Here is a 21,213-nt window from a genome sequence, read left to right as displayed (position 1 = left end):
AGCAAAACCTCTAAGGTCATCAGCGTGTTAAGCGCAGCGCATTTAGCACCACCAGCAGCGAGCTGGCCGTCATGCCCAAGGCCGCCGCCCAAGGCGGTATTAAACCCAGAGCTGCCAGCGGCAACGCTAAACTATTGTACACAAGCGATAGCGTTAGGTTTTGCCGAATAACCCGACGAGTAGCGTGAGCTCGACTCAAACACAGCAGCAATGGCTGTAAGCTATGCTGCAGCAGTAAGCAATCGGCATGGGTGCGCGCCAGATCGGTAGCACCGGCCATGGCAATGGAGACATCAGCACCCGATAAAGTGGGCACATCATTAATGCCATCCCCGACCATCAAAATCACATCGCCCTGTGCTTGGCAGTGCTGCAGTCGCGCCAGTTTATCCGCTGGTGATGCACCACCTTGGTAGCAAGCTATACCAACCTCTTGCGCTAAACGCGCGGTGTTGTCGTGGGTGTCGCCGCTCAGCAACTCTACCGCCAGCCCCTTTTGCAGCAGTGCCGCAACCACCTCGGCCGCTTCATCGCGGACTTTGTCAGCCAAGCCAATAAAGCCATAAGGCACATCGTTGCGAGTTAACAGTAGCCACAAATATGGTCCGGGCGGAAGCTCGGGTGGTTGCTCGGCCGCGGCGAACATTGTGTTGCCTAACCGATAGTTAGCCGCCTCAATACAACCGCTAACACCACCGCCGGTTACCTGCCGCAACGACTCAACCTCAAATCCCGCATCATACTCAGAAAAAGCTCGCGCGATGGGATGATTACTGCCCTGCTCTAACGCCGCGCACAGTGCCAACAAATGCTCACCGGTCACCCCTGAAGCCAACGGTTGCACCTCGGCAACGTACAATTGCCCCTGAGTTAAGGTGCCGGTTTTATCAAAAATAACCCGATTAACTTTGGTTAAAGTCTCCAGCACATGACCGCGGGTTAACAGCACCCCGGTACGGCGCAGATACTCTGTAGCTGCGGTCACCGCAGTCGGCATTGCCAAGGCCAAAGCGCAAGGGCAAGTCACCACTAAGACTGACAGTGCCACCCACAGCGCCCGTTCCGGCGCCACTAACTGCCACACGGTAAACACCGCACTACACACCACAAGCACTGCGCCAATAAAATATCGTGCGACTTTATCGGCCAGTGCCATTTGCGGTGGCTTTTCGGCTTGGGCGCGGGCAATTAATTGCTCGATAGCTGACAGCTGGGTTTCTCCACCCGTGGCGCTAACACGCACCTCCAACGGGCTTTCGTTATTTTGGCTCCCGGCAATCACCCAGCTACCAACGCGCTTGGCAACTGGGACTGACTCACCGGTCAACAGCGCCTCGTTTACCCCCGAGGCACCGGCAAGTACTTGGCCATCAGCGGGAAAAGTATCGCCCGCCGCAACACGAATACGGTCATTGGCGCGCAGCATTTTAGCCGCAACTTGCTGCCAGCGGTCATCTTCCCAGCGGCTAGCCACAGCTGGTAACAACTGGGCAATATTAGCCCCGCCAATTCGATGACGGTACCGAGCACGCATCTCGAGATAACGCCCCACCAGCAAGAAGAATACAAACATTGAGATGGATTCAAAATACACCTCACCGGTGCCGGTAAAGGTAGCCCAACAGCTAGCGCTATACCCCAACCCCACTGCCAGAGCCACTGGCACATCCATAATTAACTGTTTAGCTTTTAAGCTATGCCAAGCGGCGCGAAAAAACGGCCAGGCGCTAAAAAGTACTACCGGGGTCGAGAGCACCATACTTAAAACACGCAACAGTGTTTGCCACTCATCGCTGGCGCCCATGTACAAACCAACGGCCACCATCCCCGCTTGCATCATGCCAAAGCCGGCCACCCCAAGTCGCATTAGCGCCATACGATTGTCCTGCAGCTCGAGCGCGCGCTGCTGATCATCTGTGGCGGGACGCGGCCGATAGCCAATAGCGTGCAACTCGGCAAGTATTCGACTTAGCGGAATCAGGTCGGGGTTGTAGCTTACTTGGGTGCGAAAGCTGGTGACATTAACTTGCACCTGCTCGACTCCATCAAACTGCTGTAGGTGTGTCTCGATCAGCCAACTACAGGCAGCGCAACTGATGCCTTCGAGCAGTAAGTGAGCCTGTACTCGACCATTGCTCAGCTCGACGACAAAATCTTGTTGCAGATCGGGTAGATCGTAAATTTGCCAGCTCGGAGGGGTTTCATCTTGAGGTCGCTCGCTGGCCTCGGTGCGGTATTGATAAAAACGGGTGAGACCGCCATCGACTATCGCACTGGCGACAGCCTGACAGCCGGGACAGCACATAGGCTGCAATTCGCCGTTGATCTCTACAGTATAGTCAGAACCTGTAGCCACAGGCTCTGCGCAATGATAGCAGAGAACATTAGCCACGCCGGCAGAAGCAAAAGACATACAGTAATACTACTGAACAGGTGGCGTAAGCGTTACGTTCGGATGCTGGATAAAATTAACTTCGGTACGCAGTCGCCAAGGGGCGGCACTGCGCTCGGCGCGATCTTGCTCGGGCGTTAGCGTTACGTACCAAATGCTATCTAACGAGGCCAAAGTCGCGCTAAATTGGTTTTCTCCATGGCGCTCTAACACCAAGAAGACATCTTGTGTTTCATCAAACGGGTGATCCAGCCACAGCGATAAGCTCGCCGGCATTGGAATTTGTCCCGAGTCCAAGCTCACCGTTAATTGTTGCGCAGCAGCCTGCCAATTAACATCTGCCGACAAACCCCATTGCCGTGCGCGCTGGTCTTGCCCGAGGCTCTGGTTAATCATGCGCCCCTCTTTGTAGTAGTTGTCGATAACCGTATCATCTGCGTATTTAAGCGCTAAGGTGACGGTCACTGACGAGACCAAAACGACCACAATCAAGGGCGATAAAATAAACCATAACCAGGGTTCTCGGTACCAAGGGCCTGCTTCTTTTTGCGCTATGCTCATAAAATTCTCTATAACCTGTGAGCCGCTTTGCGGCCAAAATTACGCACTGTTACAGCGTTTAATAACTGCGCTGCTGCGGCCCGATAAACGATGAAGTGTTACGGGTGGTTAGCTCCGGGTTATCTTGCGCGGTTATGGTAAACACAATCACGGATTTAACCTCGTCTAAATCTTTGCGCTTAACCGCCACTCGCACCGGAACCGTTAACAGCTCGCCCGGCTCAAGTTCTAACGGCCGATAACCCTGCAGCTGATAATCAAAATCTCCATCCAAGCTAATGTTGTAACGATGCGGATAGTTATCCATATTATTAATTTTAAGGGTATAGACGTTTTGTACATCTTTACCGCTAATGCGATACATCCGCACACCACGGTCGCGTAATACCTCTAGCCCAAGAGGAGTACGCTGGGCAAGACTGCCAACAAACACGCTGACCATAACCAGCAGCACCGTCAAGTAGCCTATTAGGCGCGGCCGCAACACTCGGGTTTTGCCTTCTTTAATAGCGTCCTCCGTGGTGAAGCTAATTAGCCCTCGCGGATATTCCATTTTATCCATCACGGTATTGCAGGCATCCACGCACAAACCGCAGTCGATACACTCGGCCTGCATTCCATCGCGAATATCAATATCGACCGGACACACCTGCACACACCAAGAGCAATCAATGCAATCGCCCTTACCTTCGGCTTTATAATCATCACCCATTTTACGTGGGCCACGTTTTTCGCCCCGAAGGTTGTTATAAAAAACCGTTAAAGTATCAGCATCGTACATCACCGACTGAAAACGAGCGTACGGACACATGTACTTGCACACCTGCTGACGCATAAAGCCGGCGTTGGTGTAGGTTGCAAAGGTAAAGAACCCCACCCAAAAAACGACAGGTACGGTACTGTCGATATTAATTAGGCTGTTGATCAGCTCGCGTACTGGAACAAAATAACCGACAAAGGTTAACGCCGTCACCAACGCAATCAGCAACCAAATTGCGTGCGTAGCACCAATGCGCAACAGCTTATTAACACTCCAAGGCGCAGCATCGAGTTTTATGCGTTTATTTCTGTCGCCTTGGCAGAGAAATTCAGCCCAAACAAACATCTGTGTCCACACGGTTTGTGGACAGGTAAAACCGCACCACACCCGCCCTACTAATACGGTCACGGTAAACAGTAAGAACGCTGCAATAATCAACAGCCAGGCAAGGTAGATCCCGTCTTGAGGCCAAAAGGTAGTCCAGAAGATATGAAATTTTCGATTGGCCAAATCAAACAGGATAGCCGGACGTCCGTTAATCGACAGCCAAGGCATTAGCACAAAACCGACGATTAACGGCAAGCCTGTGTAACGGCGCAACTTTTGATAAAAACCGGTAATACGACGGGTATAAACCTTGTTTTCAGATTCATACAGATTGACGTAACGGATACTAGGTTCGCCGCTGGATTGCTCTGGCGAGGATGGATCTTTACTCACAGCTACACCTCTTGCGAGTGGGGTTTACCCAAGCGCCGGCGACATATTCCTGTGGCAAATGCACTGTGCCACACCGGGCAGGTATTCGGCCGAGACCTGCTCGGCCGGAATGATTACTTGCATGCCTTATAGTTACTGTTCGTCTAAGGGTAACGACAAACTAAACACATAAGCGGCCAACAAATGAATACGACTTTCTTTTAGTAGCTCTTGTTGCGCCGGCATTACGCCGTTACGGCCCTCACGCAAAGATTGTCGAATATCTTGCGGCTCACCACCATACAACCAGATATCGTCGGTCAGGTTAGGCGCACCCATCATTTGATTGCCCTTACCGTCGGCCGAATGACATGCCACACAGTTTTGTGCAAAGTGTTTAGCGCCGGCAACAGCAAGCTCGGCATCGTGGTCACGATCACTTAAGCTCAACACGTATTCAGTTGTTTCACGAATACCGTCTTCACCTAATATTGCAGCCCACCCCGGCATGGCACCTGTGCGCCCGGCGTTAATGGTTTGTTTAATCGCAGCGGGCTCACCACCGTACAGCCAATCGTGGTCGGTCAAATTAGGAAACCCGTAGTTACCACCACCATCAGCGCCATGACAAACCGCACAGTTATTGGCAAACAAACGCAGCCCCATTTTCATGGCATCTGAGTCGCGCGCCAGCTCTTCGATAGGCATGGCGTTGTACATGCCAAACTGCTCAGAGTAGAGTTCATCAGCTTTTTGTTGCTCGCCTTCTAGCTGATTAACCTGCGTCCATCCGGCAAGGCCCTTAAAAGAACCCAGTCCGGGATAAATAGCTAAATACGCCGCAGCAAAAACAAAACTGGCAAGAAACATCTTAAACCACCAGCTTGGCAGCGGGTTGTCATACTCTTCAATGCCGTCGTAAATGTGGCCGGTGGTGCGGTTTTCAGGCGCGTCATCGTCACTTACTGCAACCTTACGATTAGCCAACAACACCCAAAGCAATAGTGCTAGGTTTGTTAGGGTAAGGCCAATAATCCAAAAATTCCAAAAAATGCTCATAGTCAATTCCGCCTTGCTACATCACCGGTCGATGGGTGTTATCTTTTGCTTTTTGTTGTTGTCGCGTCATCTTGCTCATCAGCAAAAGGTAAATTAGCGTCATCTTCAAAGCGTTTCCGGCGGCTGGGGGCAAATGCCCACCAACACACGCCGACAAATGCAATTGCGACTAATACCGTACTAATGGCGCCCCAAGTACCTTTATCCATAACCTTACCGCTTTTCCTTCAGCAGCGTTCCCAACTGCTGTAAATAAGCAACTAACGCATCCATCTCAGTCATGCCACGCACTTTGTCGCCAGCACCCTCGATGATTTCATCAGTATAAGGAACGCCCACTTTACGCAACGCACGCATTTTAGCTGCGGTATATTTGCCATCGAGCTTGTTGTCATAAAGCCACGGAAACTCGGGCATATTTGACTCGGGCACAACGAGGCGCGGATTAAATAAATGTACTTTATGCCAGTCATCCGAATAGCGGCCACCTACGCGAGCAAGATCGGGCCCGGTACGTTTAGAACCCCACAAAAAAGGATGCTCATAAACGCTTTCACCGGCCACTGAGTAGTGCCCATAACGTTCAACCTCGGCACGCAGCGGACGCACCATTTGTGTATGACACACATGGCAACCCTCACGGATGTAAATATCACGGCCTTCCAGTTCAACGGCACCAAGTGGCTTAAGCCCAGCAATTGGCTCTGTTGTTTCTTTTAAAAAGAACTGAGGCACAATTTCTACCAAACCACCAAAGCTGATCGCAACAATTATCAGGATGGTCATCAAACCAATGTTTTTTTCTACTAAATCATGACCTTTCATCGACTGGTCTCCTTAAATCGCTGGCGCAGTTGAACTGGTATCTGCGTTTTCTTCGCGCGCTACTTGCGCAGTACGATAGGCGTTATAAGCCATCAAAATCATACCCGAGAGGAAGAACACACCACCAACAAAGCGCACTACATAACCGTGATGACTCGCTTGAACTGTTTCTACAAAGCTGTAAGTTAAAGTGCCATCATCGTTAAACGCACGCCACATCAAGCCCTGCATAATGCCGTTAACCCACAGCGCCGCGATATAAAGTACGGTACCGATGGTTGCCAGCCAAAAGTGCACGTTGATCCACTTAATGCTGTACATCTCTTTACGACCAAACAAAATGGGCAGCAAGTGATAAATGGCACCAATAGAAATCATTGCCACCCAACCCAGAGCGCCGGAGTGTACGTGACCAATCGTCCAGTCAGTATTGTGGCTTAAGGCGTTAACGGTTTTGATGGACATCATTGGCCCCTCAAAGGTCGACATGCCGTAAAACGACAGCGACACAACCAAAAAGCGCAAGGTGGGATCGGTGCGCAGCTTATGCCATGCGCCCGAGAGCGTCATAATACCGTTGATCATACCGCCCCAAGACGGTGCCAGCAGAATCAAAGACATCACCATACCTAAGCTCTGAGCCCAATCTGGCAGTGCAGAATAATGTAAGTGGTGAGCACCGGCCCAAATGTAAATAGAGATTAGAGCCCAGAAATGCACAATAGACAGCTGGTAAGAGTAAACTGGGCGATCGGCTTGCTTAGGCACAAAGTAGTACATCATGCCCAAGAAGCCCGCGGTTAAGAAGAAGCCTACCGCGTTGTGCCCATACCACCACTGCACCATAGCGTCGGCGGCACCGGCGTAGGCAGAGTATGATTTAAATAAATTCACCGGAATGGCTGCACTATTAACAATATGCAGTACCGCGATGGTTAAAATAAAACCACCGTAAAACCAGTTGGCAACATAAATATGCGATGTTTTACGTTTGACGATTGTGCCAAAAAACACCAGTGCATACGCCACCCATACCAGAGTAATCAAGATATCGATGGGCCACTCAAGCTCGGCATACTCTTTACTAGAAGTAAGCCCTAGCGGTAGAGTGATGGCGGCCAAAACAATAACTAACTGCCAACCCCAAAAGGTAAATGGCACCAACCATCCGCCCCAAAGCTTGGCCTGACAAGTGCGCTGCACCACGTAGAAGCTTGTCCCCATCAAAGCACAACCACCAAAGGCAAAAATCACCGCATTGGTGTGCAACGGACGCAGACGTCCAAAATGGGTAAATGGCTGAAAAAGGTTGTTTAACTCAGGCCAACACAATTGAGCGGCGATTAGAACACCGACACCCATGCCAACAATACCCCAAACAATCGTCATAATAGAAAATTGACGCACGACCCTATAGTCGTAGATCGGGTGATCGCCGGCCTTCACAAGATTACTACTCATAGGAGTTTCCCTATATTTGGCAAAACACAGTTAATTAAAGTTGTATTATTTAGAGGTGCTGTAGCTATCTACTGACACTCTTGATACGACAAAAGCATGGCACTGGAGCAAAGCCTACAGCAATATCAATCAACGCCTCGGTTAATATCAATCAACTATAGTAGACACACCAACGCTTACAGTAGAAATTCCAGGGCACACATTACCGAGTTAAAAAACAAGGTTCTGGAGCAATACGCCAAATACCGGCGGTGTAAAACCACCGGCATTTTCAGCTTATAGTAACTTACGGCCTTTGCTTGCAGCGATACGCATACGCAATGCATTGAGCTTAATAAAGCCTTCAGCATCTTTCTGATCGTAAGCGCCGGCATCGTCTTCAAAGGTAGCGACTTTCTCATCAAATAAGCTGTCGTTTGAACGACGCCCAACAACGTGAACACCGCCTTTGTACAATTTAACGCGCACATCACCGTTAACCGGGTCTTGCGATTCATCGATAGCGGTTTGCAGCATTTTACGCTCAGGGCTCCACCAGTAACCGTTATAAATCATCTCGGCGTATTTGGGCATTAAGCTATCTTTCAAATGAGCCACTTCACGATCTAGGGTGATGGACTCTATTGCACGGTGAGCTTTGAGAATAATACTGCCGCCGGGGGTTTCATAACAGCCGCGCGATTTCATACCGACGTAGCGGTTTTCTACGATATCTAAACGGCCAATACCGTTATCGCCGCCCAGCTTATTAAGCCGCTCTAACACAGTCGCCGGAGACAAAGGTTCACCGTCGATGGCAACAATATCGCCCTTCTCAAAGGTTAGATCTATATAGGTTGGGGTATCTGGGGCGTTCTCGGGTGAGACACTCCAGCGCCACATATCGTCTTCAGCTTCGGTCCAAGGATCTTCTAACACGCCGCCCTCATAAGAGATATGCAGCAAGTTGGCATCCATGGAATACGGTGATTTTTTCTTTTTGTTGGAAAAATCAACGGGGATATTGTGTTTCTCGCAGTAGTCCATCAAGGTTTCGCGAGAGGTTAGATCCCATTCGCGCCAAGGGGCGATAACATGGATGCCTGGCTTAAGCGCATAAGCGCCCAGCTCAAAGCGCACCTGATCATTACCTTTACCGGTCGCACCATGCGAGATGGCATCGGCGCCGGTCTCGTTAGCGATCTCGATCAAGCGCTTAGAAATTAATGGGCGGGCAATCGATGTACCCAGTAGATATTCGCCCTCGTAAATAGCATTGGCGCGAAACATTGGAAAAACGAAGTCGCGCACAAACTCTTCACGCAAGTCATCGATATAGATTTCTTTAACACCCAGAGCCTCGGCCTTGGCACGAGCTGGAGCCACCTCTTCACCTTGACCGATGTCGGCCGTGAAAGTCACCACCTCACAGTTGTAGGTTTCTTGCAGCCACTTAACAATAACCGAGGTATCTAAACCTCCAGAGTAGGCCAATACAACTTTTTTGATGGACGACATATTAGAGAGCTCCGCAGTTGGTTAGCCGTATTGGCTAAACAGTCCAGTGACAAAACGCCTTAACTTAGCGCGGCGAAATTGTACCCGAAAAACGGATAAAAACCCACTCCAATGTCACCTATTTACACAGATAAACCCACAGGTAACACCACTGAGAATGCATCTCATTTTGTCTGCCCAACAACACATCAAAACTAAAGGCGGAAGGTAGCCACCCTGTCAGTCAACGCCTCTGAGTGTTCCTTTAAAACCTTGGCCCGCGATTGACCCTGCTCAGCCTCACCCAGCGACCGCTCGGCCACATCGGAGATGGTTTGCATGTTTTGCATCACCTCTTGCACCGTATGACTTTGCTGTTCGGCGGCCGTGGCAATTTGAGTCGCCATCGCACTAATAACCGCAACGGCATCATTAATGGTGATCAACGATTTCGATGCGCTTTGAGCATTGGTCACGCTGCCAGCAGCCAACTCGCGACTGCTGGCCATAATAGTTACGGCATTTTTCGAGGTGTCATGCAACGCACTGATCATGCCCTGAATTTCTTCGGTACTAGCATGAGTGCGCTGCGACAACACCCGTACTTCATCGGCCACAACGGCAAACCCGCGCCCTTGTTCACCAGCTCTGGCCGCCTCAATCGCCGCATTTAATGCCAACAGGTTAGTCTGCTCGGCAATCCCCTGAATGGTCGCCAGAATACCGTTAATCTCTTGCACTCGATCATTGAGCGAGCCGACAACATCGCCGGCCTGCTCCAACTTTTGCGCCAATGTGTTGATGGAGTCAGTGGTGGTATCCACCTGTGTTTTACCATCGCCGGCACTACTAACCACCTCTTGCACCGAGTTGGCGGTATTTTCGGCATGGTGTGCGATCTCTCCAATGGCACTGGTCATCTCGCTCATAGCACCCGTAACGCTATCGATTTGCTCGCGCTGATGCAGCATTTCACGCACCGAGCCCGACGCTCGCCCCGCTGTCGCGGTCGCATTTGCATCTAACTCGGTAGCTTGCAGGCGGATATGCTCAACCAAATCGTGCATATGCTCAACAAACTGATTAAAGCTATGAGCCAGCGAGCCCACTTCATCTTTTGATGTTTCTGGTAATCGTCGCGTCAAATCACCGCCACCCGAGGCGATCTCACGCAGCGCATCAGACACTCGGTGCAGCGGTATAAACAAGCGCGCTATCAACCAGTTAAGCGCCACAATGCTAATAGCCACAAGCAGTAAAATCACCATTAACTGCTGCGCTAAACTACCGACCACCGGTGCCACCAAGGCATCGCGATTGAGCATCATAAGCAAAATCAATTCGGAGTTAGGCACTTGCGCGGCAAAAACCTGAAACGCCTCACCTTCAACGTCAACCAGATCAATGCTGTCACCGCCTTGCAGCAGCTTGCCGATATAAGAGTTGGTCAATGCCGGGGCAATGGATGTAAGTTCTGCGTTTAGCAGCGTTTGATTACTGTGGGCAAACACGGTGCCTTTACGTTTGGCAATAAACATTGAGCCATTGCCCGGAAGGTTGATACGACGCAACTGCTCGACGATGCTATCGAGCACCACATCAGCACCTATAACGCCAAGCACTTGGCCATCGGCACCGTTTACCACTCGCCCAAGAGAGACAACGTTTTTTCCTGTGGCCGAGGCAACCGAGGGATCTTCTACTACCGTTTGATTGGGCCGCTCTTTAGCATGAATATACCAACTCCAAACACGCGGATCATTATTATCATCGGGCAACACCAACTCTTTAGCATTGACCAAACCGCCATCTTCAAAGCCAAGAAACACATTGTCGACATCGGCTGCGCGCTTTACTTGATTTAGGTGGGTAATATAACTTGCCGGTAAAGACTCCCCCGGAAAACTTTCCAGTGCACGCCCTTTGCTGATAAACCAATCGCTAACATACTGCGAGAAAGTGTTGGAAATCCCTTGAACCTGACTCTGAATACGGCTTTCCATTTGCCCCATAGCCGCCGAATACGCCAACCACGCGACCACAGAACCAACCACAATTAACGCCACTGCGGCCGAGCCGCTGATTTTTTTTCTGAGGGACAGACGCATAAACACCCAACCTTAGCTCGCGATGACTTTTATTAAAGAATGGGGCCGCCTTGAAGCGCCAGTACAAAACATCAACCCCGTTATTGTATATAGCGCCCAATATCGCCTCTTCTTTAGGTTTGAGATGCCTGCATTAACAGAGTGTCGGCGTACTCTTGCAGCTGCGCCAACAGCTGCTGTTGCGCGGCTGACAACTCACCACTGGCTAATAACGCAGCCATTCTTTGATCAAAATCTGACTTCACCAGCCCTGCCCCAGCGGCGGGATCGGTAAGGCGCGCAAAACAAAAGGCTCGCCAGCGTTGCTGCTCTGCGGGGGTCAGCGTCTCTGGAAAATTACGCGCCCGATAGCGCCAGAGTATTTCTGGCAAGCGCGAGTCGTGAAACTCCAATGGCTTGACCGCAAGTTCGGCACCACTACTGCGGCGCACCACCGCCAACAACTTCTTGTCATGGTCATTTAAAAAGCCGTCATACAATTGCTGCTCTGGATCGGTGCGCGGCGCAAACTGGTTACTCTGATACAGTTTAGTCAATTTGGCCCGCAACGCGGTAGATTCAACCAATGTCATTGCAGAAAATCGCTGCCAATAGGCCTCGGCGCGGGCGCGGTCTATGCCAAGGCGAGCAGCGCTAGCATCATCCAGCATTGCAGTGGGCATTAACATGGGCGATTTATTAAGGTGTATTTCTTTTAATGCTAACCGCTCTACCCCCTCGGATAACTCATCGCGGCGCACAAATAGACGCTCGGCCAAGGCCTCAGCTTCAAGAGTCAATAAATCATCGGGGGCAACGCTTAAGTTGTAGGCAATCACGCTATTTTTGTTGTGTGGGTGAAATGCCAACGGCAATACCAGCGCGCAATTACCCTGACTCGAGGGAAACATCGAAGATATATGCAGCAGCGGCTTAAAGCTGTCAATATCAATCATGCCAGCGGCAAAGCGTTTATTGCGTAAGCGATAAGCATAATCAAATAACTTCGGCTGACGACGTTTAACCAGCTGCGCCATAGCAATCGTGGCATACACATCACTTAAGGCATCATGCGCCGAGCCGTGCTCAAGGTTGTTAGCGGCGGTTAGCGCCTCAAGCTTAAAACACGGCGTGCCGTCGTCATAGTTAGGCCACTCAATACCCTCCGGTCGCAATGCGCGGGTCATCCGCACCATATCGATAATATCCCAGCGTGAGTTGCCGTTCTTCCACTCGCGTTCGTAGGGGTCGTGAAAGTTGCGATACAAGCCGTAACGGGTTACCTCATCATCAAAACGGATCGAGTTATACCCCACCCCGCACGTCCCTGCCTGAGCAAATTCAGTAACAATTCTCGCCATAAACTCAGCCTCGCGCAGGCCATGGGCCTTGGCATGCTGCGGGGCAATACCGGTAACCAAGCAGGCCTCAGGCTTGGGCAGCAAGTCCTCCGGCGGCTGGCAATAGATCATTAATGGCTCACCGAGAACGTTTAAGTCGGTATCGGTGCGTACCCCGGCAAACTGCGAAGGGCGGTCAGTCGCAGGCACCTCGCCCCAAGTTTCGTAATCGTGCCAATAAAAGGTGGTGTTTCCTGTGGTGTTGACCGCCATGCATGCTCCTCGCGCTATTTACTGCGATTCTCTCTTAGTGCAACCCACTCTACCACTTTACTCCCGCTTTGAAATATACTGTCCATCCAATCGAGAAGGAGAGCCAATGAATAAGCTGGATGAACTCTTTGCCAACAATGCCCGCTGGGCAGAAAACATAAAATCCGAAGATCCCGATTTTTTCACTAAGCTCTCACAACAGCAGTCGCCAGAGTACCTCTGGATTGGTTGCTCCGACAGTCGTGTGCCAGCCAACCAGATCGTCGACCTACTCCCCGGCGAGCTGTTTGTTCACCGCAATGTTGCCAACCTAGTGGTACACACAGACCTCAACTGTCTGTCAGTCATGCAGTTTGCGGTAGATGTATTAAAAGTTAAACACATTATGGTAACCGGCCACTATGGTTGTGGTGGGGTTAAATCGGCGATGCAAAACCAACAGTTTGGTATTGTTGATTACTGGATTCGCAACATACGCGACGTTTACTTTAACCACCAAGACGAACTTGAAGCAATTGATGACGAGCTGTGTCGCATCGACCGCTTGTGCGAGTTAAATGTTGTACAACAAGTGGCTAATGTCGCTCACACCAATATCGTTCAAGACGCTTGGAAGCGCGGTCAAGAGTTAACCTTGCACGGTTGGTGCTACAGCATTAAAGACGGCATTATCCGTAATTTGATGGAGCCAATCGATGGTCTTGATGACATCAGCGAGCGCTATCGCATTGTTTAACCCCCAAAATTACTTTACGTATTAACGCGGCCTAGGGCTGCCCAAGGATTTAACGTGGCCCGTTTATTTGCCGAGCTCGACAGTCAACCCACCAGCTTAGGCGAGATCTCTCTGCGCCGACGTATCATCCCGACGCTAGGTGATGATTACATTTATGAGGTCAAGCTGGGCGAAGAGTTTTTAATGTCGAGCTTATTTGTCGACGCCGAAGTGGCGCTGGCCGACTTGGGCTTGGCGGCAACCCCAGGCGAGCAACTTAAAGTGGTGGTCGGCGGTCTAGGGTTAGGCTACACCGCAAAAGCGGCGCTAAACGATCAGCGCATTAACGAACTTCTTGTTGTAGAGTTTTTACAGCCAGTAATTAACTGGCATAAAAACGAACTAGTGCCAGTAGGAGAAGTGTTAAATCGCGATCCCCGTTGCCGTTACGTATTGGGCAGTTTTTTTGATTTGGCTCAGCCCAACATAGGCTTTGACCCAAATGCACCTGGGGCTTTGTTTGACGCGATTTTACTCGATATCGACCACTCCCCGAGCGAATTCCTTAACAGCAGTAACGCCGGCTTTTACACCCACGGCAACCTAAGCGCTATGGCGCAACAGTTAAAGCCCGGCGGTGTCTTTGCCATGTGGAGCCAAAACTCACCCAATGCAGAATTCATCAAGCTATTAGAAAGTGTGTTTGCCAAAGTGACGAGCGAGCTTGTCACCTTTTACAATCCGTTTGCACAGGTAGAGGCAAGCAATTCGGTATACGTTGCCCACACTGAAAAGAATTAACTGACAGAGGCCAACATGGAAACGGCACATAAAGCCCTAAAAATTGCACTATTAATCGACTGCGACAACGTTAGCCATAATGCCGTAGAAGGCGTTTTAGAGGAGCTGGCCAAATACGGGACTGTCAACGTCCGTCACGCCCACGGCGATTGGAAAAGCCCAAGCTTAGTAGGTTGGATAGAGCGACTACACCCCAACGCCATTCGCCCCGTGCAACAATTTGCCTACACCAAAGGTAAAAATGCCACTGACTCGTCGATGATTATCGACGCCATGGATTTACTCTACAGCGGTAACGTCAACGCCTTTGCATTAATGACCAGCGACAGTGATTTTACGCCCTTGGTGTTACGTATTTTAGAAAGTGGCATGCCGGTATTTGGATTTGGCGAACGCAAAACACCCAGTGCATTCGTCGACGCTTGCTCACCCTTTATTTTCACCGAAAACTTAATCGAAGAAGATGAGGCCGACGACAAGCCCAAACAACCGGCGCGCCGAAAAACCCGCAACGAGTTGCGCGGCGATACGCAATTAGTAAGGTTACTGCGCACTGCGGTCGAGCAAACATCAGAGGATGACGGTTGGGCAAATCTCGGGCGGGTGGGCAGCTATATATCAAATAACAGCTCGTTTTCGTCGATCAACTACGGCTACAAGAAAATCAGCGATCTGATCAAAGCTTCCGATTTATTCGAGATTAAAGCCCGAGCGGGAATGGGCATGTACATTAAAGACAGCAAGCCATAAGCTCTGGCAGTACGGCAAACCGCCCCACCAAAGCCGTTTTCGGTTCGCTATAATAGACTGGTTTTTGCCGCCATAATAAAATCGTTGGTATGCAGCCCTTTAATTTTATGGGTCCACCAGTCGACACTAACCTTGCCCCACTCTGTGACAATTTTAGGGTGGTGCTGCTCCTGTTCGGCCAACTCACCCACGCGATTAGTAAAACTCAGAGCTTGAGCAAAATCCTTAAACTCAAACACTCGGGTCAACACCGGAATACTCTCGATATATTTTACCGTCCACTCAGGGACATGATTCAAGTGCTGTTTTATCTCTTTTTCAGTGAGTTTTGGGGCATCGGCGTGGCAGGCGCTGCAGGTTTGTTCATGTAATACAGACATAATCTAGCTCCTATAATTTAAACGCTATCATTTAATCGGCGTGTGTTGCTGCAACAATCCCTGCGACAACCCGATAAATTTAACGTTCCTGTTGCTTAGCGTTTACGCCGATTCCTTCACACGCTCATAAGCCATAAAACTCCTGAGCGTGCAAATATCGATTAGCTAACCGTCACCACGCCCTCTTCAATTTTAGCGCGCCACATCTGTGGGCCGGTTTTATGAATAGATTCACCCTTACTGTCTACCGCTACGGTGACGGGCATATCTTTTACATCAAATTCATAAATCGCCTCCATGCCAAGCTCCGGAAAGCCCAACACTTTAGCGGACTTAATCGCTTGCGCCACCAAATAAGCAGCGCCGCCGACCGCCATCAAATAGACCGATTCATTGTCGCGAATCGCCTCTATCGCAATCGGGCCACGCTCAGCTTTACCAATCATCCCCAGCAAGCCTGTTTCTTCCAGCATGGTGCGGGTAAATTTATCCATTCGAGTTGCCGTAGTCGGCCCTGCCGGCCCCACCACTTCGTCTCGCACCGGATCCACTGGGCCTACGTAATAAATAAAACGACCGGTCATATCCACCGGTAATTTTTCACCTTTAGCCAGCATATCTGTCATTTTTTTATGCGCGGCATCACGACCAGTTAACATTTTGCCCGACAGCAAAATAGTATCGCCCGGCTGCCATTGCTTAACATCTTCGGCACTAACGGTGTCAAGATTAACTCGACGAACCGTGTCAGAAACTTCCCAGCTAATCTCGGGCCAATCGTCTAATGACGGTGGAGTTTGCAGCGCAGGACCATCTCCTTTAAGAGTAAAGTGGGCATGGCGGGTCGCCGCACAGTTAGGAATTATAGCTACCGCTTTGTTGGCTGCGTGGGTTGGGTAATCTTTAACTTTAACATCCAGTACGGTAGTCAAACCGCCCAACCCTTGAGCACCAATACCCAAGCGGTTTACTTTGTCGTACAGCTCAAGGCGTAGCTCTTCGCAGCGGTTACTAGCGCCACGGGCTTGTAAGTCTTGAATATCAACCGGATCTAGCAGCGCCTCTTTGGCAAGCAACATAGCCTTCTCGGCGGTGCCGCCAATACCAATGCCCAGCATACCTGGCGGACACCAGCCGGCCCCCATTTTAGGCACCATATCCAACACCCAATCGACAACCGAATCCGATGGATTCAACATGGCAAACTTGGTTTTTGCCTCGCTGCCGCCACCTTTGGCCGCCACATGCACATCAACCGTATTGCCCGGCACAATGTTGTAGTGAATCACCGCAGGGGTATTGTCACCGGTATTTTTACGCGCACCATCAGGGTCGGACAAAATCGAAGCGCGCAGCACGTTATCTGGATTGCTGTAGGCTCGACGCACCCCCTCGTTAACCATATCAGTGAGGCCTTGGCTGGCATCCCACTGCACATCCATGCCGACTTCAACAAAGACAGTCACAATGCCGGTATCCTGACAGATAGGACGATGGCCCATGGCACACATGCGTGAATTGATTAAAATTTGTGCCATAGCGTCTTTCGCGGCCGGGTTGGCCTCGCGCTCATAGGCTTGGTGTACAGCTTGAATAAAATCAACGGGGTGATAATAAGAGATAAACTGCAGAGCATCGGCGACGCTCTCGATAAGATCGGCTTCTTTAATTACGGTTGTCATAGCAAAATCTCGAAGGCTGGATTTTGCGCGTAATTTTACACCAATATAGTCAAGCTTGCCCGCTGTATAAAGCAACAGCGGGCAGATCTAAGATCTTTTTAGGGTGCCGTACCCGAACTGGCATTACTGATTTGCCGCTTGAGCTGCAAGATATCGTTGTTGGTATTGCGACGATAGGTATCGATGGCGGCTACCGCCTCTTCGTTGGTTTTAACCCGAGAGGCCAAATCGCGCAGCCCTGGCAACTGCTGCGTAACACGCTGTACATCAATGCTTAGGCTCTCAATTTGATCGGCGCTTGATTTTAGTTTAGTCACCGCCTCATTCGCCTGTGACAGCTGATTGGTTAGCTTGTCGAGTTGAGCCTGCAGCTCACGTTTAACGCCGCTGGCGCTCGCCGTGGCGTTGGCGGCACTTTTTTCAACCGCGCTAAGCTGCCGCTTTAATACCACCAAAGCATCTTCATTGGCGGTAATTTTCTTGCGGTTGGTGTCTTGCGATACCCCCCAGAGCTTACGAATCTCTGAATCGGCCCACTTTAACTTATCTTGGATCTCATCGACGGTTTGACTGGACTGATCGGAGTTCAGGTTAAGCCGCGTCTCCAAGCCGGCAATACGGTGCTCGGCATCGGCCAACACTTTTTGTGACTCGGTTAATTGCCACATAAGATAGCCACTACCACCGACGCCGGCAATTGCCACCAGCAGTGCTAATACGGCAACCATGCCAGGCCCCCGAGTCTCGTCAGATACGGGTGGCGGCGCGGAACGAGATGATGACTGGGGGCGGCTGGCACTGGTGCGCAGTGCTGGCTGATCATCAAGCTGCTGTTCATCACGATCGGGGGAGGCGCCCCCTAGAGTGGGCTCTTTGCGTTCCATAAAGGTCCTATACAACGATTAAATAATCATAAAAGCGCATGAGATTATCATGCTGTTTAACATGACGCTGTTAACAGGGTAATGTTTATAACAGGTATGACCACAAAAAAGAAGCTGCGCTCCAGCAATACAAAAAACGCCGGCAATGCCGGCGTTTTTTGTTACAAGCATTGGGCGACATAACGTCAACCCAACTTCTGCACACGCAATAAAGCGATTACAATTTAGGCAAAGTTGGCGTTAACAAATTCCCAGTTAACCAGCGCCCAAAATGCATCCATATACTTAGGACGAGCATTGCGGTAATCGATATAGTAAGCGTGCTCCCATACATCAACGGTCAACAACGGCGTTACCGAAGCATCAGTCAATGGGGTTTCAGCGTTAGAGGTATTAACAATAGCAACCGAACCGTCGGCTTTTTTGACCAACCAAGTCCAACCTGAACCAAAATTACCCACTGCTTGAGCGGTGAACTCTTCTTTAAATTTCTCAAAAGAGCCAAACGCTGCGTCGATAGCACCGGCAATTGAGCCCGATGCTGCACCGCCACCATTAGGGCTTAAGCAATGCCAGTAAAAGGTGTGGTTCCAAATTTGTGCCGCATTATTAAATACGCCGCCAGAAGAGGTTTTAACAACTTCTTCTAATGTTTTACCTTCAAACTCGGTGCCAGGTACTGCAGCATTAAGTTTATCAACGTAAGTTTTGTGGTGCTTGCCGTAGTGAAACTCTAACGTTTCTTCAGAAATGTGCGGTGCCAAAGCATCTTTTGCGTAAGGCAGATCCGGTAATTCAAAAGCCATAACATTCTCCATTAACACGGTTAAAGTGAAACCCTCAAAGCGAGTTATTCAGTCTTTTTTCATCAACCGGGCAAAGCCCTGCCGACACTTTTAATGTTGATCTAAAGCGCAAAAGTATAACGCTATTAAATACTAAAGGCACCTTCCTAGAAAGGAAGGTGCCTTTAGGGCCCCGTTAATAATGGGATAAATACTACAGAGCCCGGTGGCGCAGACTTACATCATGCCGCCCATGCCACCCATACCACCCATACCACCCATATCTGGGGCAGCTGCGCCGCCTTCGCTAGGCTTATCCGCCACCATAGCCTCGGTGGTGATCATCAAGCCAGCAACAGAGCCCGCCGCTTGCAGTGCACTACGAGTAACTTTAGCTGGGTCAAGAATACCCATCTCCAGCATATCACCGTACTCACCAGTGGCGGCGTTAAAGCCAAAGTTACCTTCGCCTTTACGCACTTTATCGGCAACAACAGAGGCTTCTTCGCCTGAGTTGGTAACAATTTGACGCAGAGGTGATTCCATTGCGCGACGCGCAATAGCAATACCAGCATTTTGGTCTTCGTTATCACCAACCAGATCAGCGATAGCGGCCACGGCACGCAACAGAGCAGTACCACCGCCAGGCACAACACCCTCTTCAACGGCTGCGCGAGTCGCATGCAGAGCATCTTCAACGCGTGCTTTTTTCTCTTTCATTTCCATTTCAGTAGCAGCACCGACTTTGATCACAGCAACACCGCCGGCCAGTTTGGCTACGCGCTCTTGCAGTTTTTCACGATCATAATCAGAGCTAGTGTCTTCGATCTGGGTACGAATTTGCGCAACGCGTGATTCAATTTCTTTTGCATCACCGGCACCATCCACGATAGTGGTGTTCTCTTTGCTCATGGTCACACGCTTAGCGGTGCCCAGGTGCTCCAGAGTAACGTTTTCAAGGTCTAAGCCCACTTCTTCGCTGATCACAGTACCGCCAGTCAGTACGGCAAGATCTTGCAGCATGGCTTTACGACGATCACCAAAACCCGGCGCTTTACACGCAGACACTTTAACAATACCGCGCATGTTATTAACAACCAATGTTGCCAAGGCTTCGCCTTCAACATCTTCGGCAACAATAACTAACGGCTTGCCAGATTTAGCCACAGCTTCCAAGGTGGGCAGCAGCTCGCGGATGTTAGAGATCTTTTTATCAACCAACAGAACGTAGGGCGCTTCTTGCTCTACCATCATATTGTCTTGATTGGTGATAAAGTAAGGCGACAGGTAACCGCGATCAAACTGCATACCTTCAACCACGTCTAGCTCATTTTCAAGGCTGGTACCTTCCTCAACGGTAATAACACCTTCTTTACCTACTTTGCTCATCGCTTCGGCAATAATATCGCCGATGTGTGAATCGCTGTTGGCCGAGATGGTTCCCACCTGAGCAATCGCTTTAGGGGTATCACAAGGCTGAGCAATCGAGCGAATGTGAGCAACTGCAGCGGTAACAGCTTTGTCGATGCCACGCTTAAGGTCCATTGGGTTCATGCCGGCCGCTACTGACTTAAGGCCTTCATTAACAATGCTTTGCGCCAATACTGTTGCAGTAGTGGTGCCGTCACCAGCGTCGTCAGAAGCTTTAGAGGCAACCTCTTTCAGCATCTGTGCGCCCATGTTTTCAAATTTATCTTCTAAGCTAATTTCTTTAGCAACCGAAACACCATCTTTGGTTACGGTAGGCGCGCCAAAAGATTTCTCTAATACAACGTTGCGCCCTTTGGGCCCCAAAGTTGCTTTTACGGCATCAGCCAAAATGTTAACGCCTTTTGCCATACGTGTGCGGGCGTTATCACCAAATTTTACTTCTTTAGCAGACATAATTTAATTCCTTACAATAAATCGTTCAACAACACTTATGGGGAGGATATTAAGCAAGTACGGCTTTGATATCGCCTTCGCTTAAAATCACTAACTCTTCACCGTCGATCTCGATGGTGTCGCTGCCGGCATATTTACCAAATACAACGATGTCACCCACTTTCACGTCAACCGGACGAACGTCACCGCTATCCAGTACGCGGCCATTACCTACGGCCAACACTTCACCTTGGTTGGGCTTCTCTTTGGCTGAACCGGGTAAAACGATACCACTGGCAGTAGTTTTTTCTTCTTCCTTGCGGCGAACCACAACGCGATCGTGTAACGGACGAATATTCATGGACTTCTATCTCCAACTAACAGGTTTAAATGCTTAGTAACAAAAGGCAATAACGACAA

The 21,213-nt window shown here is 50.1% G+C and carries 19 protein-coding genes; 3 read left to right on the top strand and 16 right to left on the bottom strand.

Translation table 11 applies throughout. The annotated features are described in order from the left end of the window. Nucleotides 1-19: 19 nt before the first annotated feature. From GILYN3_RS02560 to sbcB, 10 genes are all read right to left on the bottom strand, one after another. A complete protein-coding gene (locus tag GILYN3_RS02560; protein ID WP_049721400.1) occupies nucleotides 20-2,413 on the bottom strand; it encodes a heavy metal translocating P-type ATPase in 2,394 nt (797 codons plus the stop codon). Nucleotides 2,414-2,422: 9 nt separating this feature from the next. Next, nucleotides 2,423-2,953 carry a FixH family protein gene (locus tag GILYN3_RS02555; RefSeq protein ID WP_049721399.1) on the bottom strand — a complete coding sequence of 177 codons (531 nt, stop codon included), beginning with the start codon at nucleotides 2,951-2,953 and terminating at the stop codon, nucleotides 2,423-2,425. Nucleotides 2,954-3,011: 58 nt separating this feature from the next. After that, nucleotides 3,012-4,433: a cytochrome c oxidase accessory protein CcoG gene (gene ccoG, locus GILYN3_RS02550; RefSeq protein ID WP_049721398.1), complete on the bottom strand. Its 1,422-nt coding sequence runs from the start codon at nucleotides 4,431-4,433 to the stop codon at nucleotides 3,012-3,014. A gap of 132 nt (nucleotides 4,434-4,565) precedes the next feature. Beyond that, the gene (gene ccoP / locus GILYN3_RS02545) at nucleotides 4,566-5,471 is read right to left on the bottom strand and encodes a cytochrome-c oxidase, cbb3-type subunit III (RefSeq protein ID WP_157484839.1); all 906 of its coding nucleotides are present in this window, start codon (nucleotides 5,469-5,471) and stop codon (nucleotides 4,566-4,568) included. A gap of 38 nt (nucleotides 5,472-5,509) precedes the next feature. Further along, entirely contained in the window at nucleotides 5,510-5,680 is a 171-nt protein-coding gene (locus GILYN3_RS02540) for a CcoQ/FixQ family Cbb3-type cytochrome c oxidase assembly chaperone (protein WP_049721397.1), read from the bottom strand. 4 nt (nucleotides 5,681-5,684) lie between these two features. Beyond that, nucleotides 5,685-6,296 carry a cytochrome-c oxidase, cbb3-type subunit II gene (gene ccoO / locus GILYN3_RS02535; protein WP_049721396.1) on the bottom strand — a complete coding sequence of 204 codons (612 nt, stop codon included), beginning with the start codon at nucleotides 6,294-6,296 and terminating at the stop codon, nucleotides 5,685-5,687. Between the two features lie 12 nt (nucleotides 6,297-6,308). Next, nucleotides 6,309-7,757 carry a cytochrome-c oxidase, cbb3-type subunit I gene (gene ccoN, locus GILYN3_RS02530; RefSeq protein WP_049721395.1) on the bottom strand — a complete coding sequence of 483 codons (1,449 nt, stop codon included), beginning with the start codon at nucleotides 7,755-7,757 and terminating at the stop codon, nucleotides 6,309-6,311. Nucleotides 7,758-8,033: 276 nt separating this feature from the next. After that, entirely contained in the window at nucleotides 8,034-9,254 is a 1,221-nt protein-coding gene (locus GILYN3_RS02525) for an argininosuccinate synthase (RefSeq protein ID WP_049721394.1), read from the bottom strand. A gap of 194 nt (nucleotides 9,255-9,448) precedes the next feature. Beyond that, nucleotides 9,449-11,341, bottom strand: a complete 1,893-nt coding sequence (locus GILYN3_RS02520) for a methyl-accepting chemotaxis protein (RefSeq protein WP_049721393.1) — start codon at nucleotides 11,339-11,341, stop codon at nucleotides 9,449-9,451. Between the two features lie 113 nt (nucleotides 11,342-11,454). Beyond that, complete coding sequence (sbcB, locus tag GILYN3_RS02515) at nucleotides 11,455-12,933, bottom strand: exodeoxyribonuclease I (protein WP_049721392.1); 1,479 nt, start codon at nucleotides 12,931-12,933, stop codon at nucleotides 11,455-11,457. A gap of 106 nt (nucleotides 12,934-13,039) precedes the next feature. Here sbcB and can point away from each other — a divergent pair, with 106 nt between their 5' ends. Genes can through GILYN3_RS02500 form a run of 3 tightly spaced genes read left to right on the top strand, consistent with a single transcriptional unit; the run spans nucleotide 13,040 to nucleotide 15,199 of the window. Beyond that, nucleotides 13,040-13,669: a carbonate dehydratase gene (can, locus tag GILYN3_RS02510; protein WP_049721391.1), complete on the top strand. Its 630-nt coding sequence runs from the start codon at nucleotides 13,040-13,042 to the stop codon at nucleotides 13,667-13,669. Between the two features lie 54 nt (nucleotides 13,670-13,723). Continuing rightward, a complete protein-coding gene (locus GILYN3_RS02505) occupies nucleotides 13,724-14,449 on the top strand; it encodes a spermidine synthase (RefSeq protein ID WP_049721390.1) in 726 nt (241 codons plus the stop codon). Between the two features lie 15 nt (nucleotides 14,450-14,464). Next, the gene (locus GILYN3_RS02500; protein WP_049721389.1) at nucleotides 14,465-15,199 is read left to right on the top strand and encodes an NYN domain-containing protein; all 735 of its coding nucleotides are present in this window, start codon (nucleotides 14,465-14,467) and stop codon (nucleotides 15,197-15,199) included. A 47-nt stretch (nucleotides 15,200-15,246) separates the two neighbouring features. Here GILYN3_RS02500 and GILYN3_RS02495 read toward each other — a convergent pair whose 3' ends face one another. The 6 genes from GILYN3_RS02495 to GILYN3_RS02470 form a co-directional block, all read right to left on the bottom strand. After that, complete coding sequence (locus GILYN3_RS02495; protein WP_049721388.1) at nucleotides 15,247-15,579, bottom strand: 4a-hydroxytetrahydrobiopterin dehydratase; 333 nt, start codon at nucleotides 15,577-15,579, stop codon at nucleotides 15,247-15,249. Between the two features lie 161 nt (nucleotides 15,580-15,740). Further along, a complete protein-coding gene (locus GILYN3_RS02490) occupies nucleotides 15,741-17,261 on the bottom strand; it encodes a fumarate hydratase (protein WP_049722526.1) in 1,521 nt (506 codons plus the stop codon). Between the two features lie 98 nt (nucleotides 17,262-17,359). Beyond that, a complete protein-coding gene (locus GILYN3_RS02485; RefSeq protein WP_049721387.1) occupies nucleotides 17,360-18,145 on the bottom strand; it encodes a hypothetical protein in 786 nt (261 codons plus the stop codon). Nucleotides 18,146-18,369: 224 nt separating this feature from the next. Further along, complete coding sequence (locus tag GILYN3_RS02480; protein WP_049721386.1) at nucleotides 18,370-18,951, bottom strand: superoxide dismutase; 582 nt, start codon at nucleotides 18,949-18,951, stop codon at nucleotides 18,370-18,372. Nucleotides 18,952-19,167: 216 nt separating this feature from the next. Beyond that, nucleotides 19,168-20,814, bottom strand: coding sequence for a chaperonin GroEL (groL, locus tag GILYN3_RS02475; RefSeq protein ID WP_049721385.1), 1,647 nt, complete (start codon nucleotides 20,812-20,814; stop codon nucleotides 19,168-19,170). A 49-nt stretch (nucleotides 20,815-20,863) separates the two neighbouring features. Next, nucleotides 20,864-21,154, bottom strand: coding sequence for a co-chaperone GroES (locus GILYN3_RS02470; protein ID WP_049721384.1), 291 nt, complete (start codon nucleotides 21,152-21,154; stop codon nucleotides 20,864-20,866). Between the last annotated feature and the right edge of the window lie 59 nt (nucleotides 21,155-21,213).

The organism is Gilvimarinus polysaccharolyticus (genome assembly GCF_001187555.1).
Classification (GTDB): Bacteria; Pseudomonadota; Gammaproteobacteria; order Pseudomonadales; family Cellvibrionaceae; genus Gilvimarinus; species Gilvimarinus polysaccharolyticus.
This window is presented reverse-complemented; position numbering and strand designations above follow the sequence as displayed.